Genomic DNA, 3,625 nt, shown 5'->3' on the forward strand with positions numbered 1-3,625 from the left:
CCCGATTGAATATCGGAATCATGTTTTAACAACCTTAACGGCGTAATACTAAATTGTCCCAATTTTGGGGGTCACATCATCACGAATAGTGATGGGTGTCCTTTTCTTATCTAAATTTTTGATACTTGATCAGTACTTTATTCAGTCTTACCGCTATAGTTGGCAATCCCGCCAATGTTTTGGACTTTGCTGTAGCCAGCTTGCTTAAGCCAGGCAACTGCTTGGCCGCTCCGGTTGCCGCTGCGGCAATAGACAAAGAGTGGGGTATTGAGGTCTGTGATCTCGCCTTGGGCGGACTCGATCTTGCTCAAGGGGATGTTGATGCTGGTCGGGATGTGCCCTGCTGCGTACTCATCCTCTTCTCTGACGTCGATCAGTTTAGCCTGAGGCGTTTTCTGGTATTCTTCAACGCCGGCGTTAATGTCATTTACTTGAAATAAGTTCATGTGCTCCTCCTTAAATTTGCATTAATATATCGATTATAGCACATCATTCATCCATGCGCTTTATCAGCAAGCTGTCAACAAAGTCGCTGCCAGCATCACTGACAGTGCTTCTTAACCATGCAAATTTTAGCTTGGAGCTATCGAACTTGGCCATCTCCCGGTCAATGTCCTGCCAGAGTTCCTGGTTGGCTACTGGCTTTCCGTTAGCCGTCTTCCAGTCCCGCTTTTTCCAGCTCTTCATCCAGGCCGGGCCATCTTTTGTGTCGCTAACCAACTTGATAACGTACTGGGAGTTCAAGACAGACAGCAAAGGCTGCTGGGTCAGACCCAACTGTTCCAGCTTCTTCAAGCTTCCCAGAAAATCAGTCATTTCCATTTCGTACAGCTTTTTTGAATTCAACACACAGACGCAATTTATCTTATCAATTTTTGAGTTGCTGATTTTATTCGATGCCCGCTTGTACACATATCTTTTTGATGACAAAGCAGAATCTTTTACTATCAAATATTATTGGAGCTATTTTGACAAGTCAGACCAGACTTGGCTTGTCATCTATGTTTCTTCTCTGTTTGTCCCCTTCATCTTCGCCAAATTAACCGGCCTGCCGCCCTACCCGACTTTCGCGGAACTTGACCAGTTATTTCCTTTCTAGGAGTATGCGGCCAGTACTTTTTACCAGCTGATAAATGCTATAATTCATATAGTAATTTTACACACTCTGGAGGAAACTATGACTACAGTATTTTTACTTTTAGTTGGGGGCAGTTTGGCTATATTGTTGGTCGACCTGGTTATTTTGCTGAAAGCCAGAAAGAAATTGGCTACTGGCAGCAAAGAAGCAGCTGCACCTTACGACAATTTCTCCAAGCTAACCCTTTCTGCCTTTGCAATCCAAATTTTGCTCAGCATGGTCTACTTGTGGAACTACTGGAGCTCAGCTTTTTCCGCCACTGCCTTGACCGCCTTCCTCCTTTTTGCCGGCAATCTTTTGCTGGAATTCGTCATCTTCTGCGATGACTTCTTAACAGATGCCAGATACAAGAGCCTGTGGGCCTACTTCAAGAGTCTGAAGAAGAGGCAGCAGTTTTGGCTCATCGCAGTTGTCGTGATCACTGCCTTTGCCGGCCTGATCAATTTCTTCCCGGCTCCTTAATTGCCCTCCCTGCTATAGAAGGCAGGGATTTTTTGTCGAAAAAGTAATCTGGGAGTAATCCATGTCCAAAAACAAATCTACCATTGATCTGACCTCCGGCAGCATCAGCCTTGGTCTGGTCAAATTTGCCCTGTCCCTAATGGCCGGCAACGTTCTCCAGCAGTGTTACAACTTAACAGACACTTTGATCGTTGGCCGCTTTATTGGTAAAAATACCTTAGCCGCTGTCGGCTCAGCCTATACCTTAATGATCTTTCTGACCTCCATCATTCTTGGTCTCAGAATGGGCTGCGGAGCCTTTTGTCAATGAAATACGGAGCGAAAGAGGACCGGGAATTTGCCATTGGCAACTGGCTCTCTTTCTGTGGCACTGGTCTTTTCTCTATCCTTTTGACTCTCCTGGTCTATCTCTTGCTAGGGTTTACAGCTAATCTTTTAGCCATTCCGGCCAGCATCCAGGCTCTTTTCAACCAATATCTGCTGATCATCTACGTGGGGATTCCAGCTACTTTCTTATACAACTACTTTGCCTGCAGTCTGCGGGCCATTGGCAATTCAGCCATTCCCCTGATCTTCCTCTGCCTGTCTTCAGTCTTGAATATTATTCTCTGCATTTGGCTGGTAGCAGGACTAGGGCTGTGCGTGGCCGGGTCAGCCTTAGCCACCGTCATTTCCCAGTACTTTGCTAGCCTATGTTTAACCATCTATGCCTGGCGGCATTTTCCCCAGCTGCGTTTTAAAAAAGCGGACATGGTCTACGACCAAGCTATCAGTAAGAGCATCCTGTCTTTAGCCGGCTTGACAGCCCTGCAGCAATCGAGCATGAACCTGGGCATCCTCATGGTGCAGGGCCGGATTAATTCCTTTGGCGTTAATGTCATGGCTGCCTTTAGCTCAGCCGTTAAGATCGACACCCTGGCTTACTCGCCTGTCTAGGATTTTGGCAATGCCTATTCCACCTTCGTCGCGCAAAACTATGGTGCCCAGCAGGTAGACCGGATCAAGCAAGGAAACCGGCAGGCCAGCTGGTGGATTCTGGCCTTCTGCCTGGTCATCAGCAGTCTGGTGGTCTTTTGGGCCAAGCCCTTGCTGGCCCTCTTCAGCAGTGACCCGGAAGTAATTCGGATCGGTATTGGCTACTTGCAGATCGAAGGCAGCTTCTATGCCTTGATTGGTTTCTTGTTTATGTTCTATGGCTACTTCCGGGCAATTGATGAGCCAATGATCTCTGTTGTTTTGACGATCTTTTCCTTAGGTACCCGGGTTCTTTTGGCCTACCTCTTGTCCGCGGTTCCGTCAATCGGCTATATCGGAATTTGGGCCAGCATCCCAATCGGCTGGGCCCTGGCCGACTTAGCCGGGCTTTACTACCTGCACAAGAAGGCAGTTAAGCCAGCTGACTGTTTTTAGATAATTCAGAAATTCTGTTAATAATCTGAGGAGTTAAATATGCATATTGTTTTAACTATTATTTCCATCATTGGCCTGCTTTTAGCCATCGCCTGCCTGGCCTTAATGGCCAATACCCGAAAGCTTTTGACCGGCGGAACAGATATTGACCAATTCTGGCCAAAACGCCGGCGCTTTATGTATTGGACCAACATTTTCATGTTAATTCCAAACGCAATCTATCTGTTTCTTACAATTGCCAGTTACTTTTCAGCGGACTTTGAGCCATCCTTGCTGCTCACCTTTTCTACTATGGCCATGGACCTTTTAATTGGCATCAGCATTATCTTTACTGACTATTTCATCACTGACGAGAAGATCATCTTCATGAAATTCTGGTCCAGCAGCAAGACTAGCACGAAGGTCTACTCGATCAGCTTGATTCTCCTTGTTATTTTGACTGTAATCTTAAACCTGCTCATCCATGCCTGGGGCCTGGACTAAAAAATACCCGCCAGCTTGCTAAAAACGAGTCAGCGGGTATTTTATTTTTTGAGGTTCAGTATAAATTCTTGTGTAAATAGAAAATAGGCAACAAAAAAGAAGGGTTGTCCCTTACAATGTTAATAACGACAA

The 3,625-nt window shown here is 46.1% G+C and carries 4 protein-coding genes and 2 pseudogenes; 4 read left to right on the plus strand and 2 right to left on the minus strand.

The features are described from left to right. Positions 1 to 137 precede the first annotated feature (137 nt). Complete coding sequence (locus FD23_RS08300) at positions 138 to 446, minus strand: rhodanese-like domain-containing protein (protein ID WP_025896478.1); 309 nt, start codon at positions 444 to 446, stop codon at positions 138 to 140. A gap of 43 nt (positions 447 to 489) precedes the next feature. Further along, positions 490 to 816, minus strand: a complete 327-nt coding sequence (locus tag FD23_RS08305; protein WP_230844838.1) for an RNase H family protein — start codon at positions 814 to 816, stop codon at positions 490 to 492. A gap of 361 nt (positions 817 to 1,177) precedes the next feature. On the opposite strand from FD23_RS08305, the gene FD23_RS08315 reads away from it, so the two are divergent. The 4 genes and pseudogenes from FD23_RS08315 (at position 1,178) to FD23_RS08325 (ending at position 3,493) form a co-directional block, all read left to right on the plus strand. After that, the gene (locus FD23_RS08315; RefSeq protein ID WP_230844839.1) at positions 1,178 to 1,600 is read left to right on the plus strand and encodes an ABC transporter ATP-binding protein; all 423 of its coding nucleotides are present in this window, start codon (positions 1,178 to 1,180) and stop codon (positions 1,598 to 1,600) included. A gap of 61 nt (positions 1,601 to 1,661) precedes the next feature. After that, positions 1,662 to 2,536 (plus strand): annotated as a pseudogene (locus tag FD23_RS10800) (MATE family efflux transporter). Between the two features lie 18 nt (positions 2,537 to 2,554). Next, positions 2,555 to 3,010, plus strand: a pseudogene (locus FD23_RS10805) (MATE family efflux transporter); the annotation flags it as partial. A 39-nt stretch (positions 3,011 to 3,049) separates the two neighbouring features. Next, positions 3,050 to 3,493: a DUF1751 domain-containing protein gene (locus FD23_RS08325; RefSeq protein ID WP_025896472.1), complete on the plus strand. Its 444-nt coding sequence runs from the start codon at positions 3,050 to 3,052 to the stop codon at positions 3,491 to 3,493. The last annotated feature ends 132 nt before the right edge of the window (positions 3,494 to 3,625 follow it).

This window comes from Lactobacillus delbrueckii subsp. delbrueckii DSM 20074 = JCM 1012 (assembly GCF_001433875.1).
In the GTDB taxonomy this organism is placed as follows: domain Bacteria; phylum Bacillota; class Bacilli; order Lactobacillales; family Lactobacillaceae; genus Lactobacillus; species Lactobacillus delbrueckii.

Excerpts from the sequence above, each read along its gene's own strand:
- FD23_RS08325 (WP_025896472.1), top strand. The coding sequence starts at position 3,050 with ATGCATATTGTTTTAACTATTATTTCCATCATTGGCCTGCTTTTAGCC.
- FD23_RS08305 (WP_230844838.1), bottom strand. The coding sequence starts at position 816 with ATGACTGATTTTCTGGGAAGCTTGAAGAAGCTGGAACAGTTGGGTCTG.
- FD23_RS08300 (WP_025896478.1), bottom strand. The coding sequence starts at position 446 with ATGAACTTATTTCAAGTAAATGACATTAACGCCGGCGTTGAAGAATAC.
- FD23_RS08315 (WP_230844839.1), top strand. The coding sequence starts at position 1,178 with ATGACTACAGTATTTTTACTTTTAGTTGGGGGCAGTTTGGCTATATTG.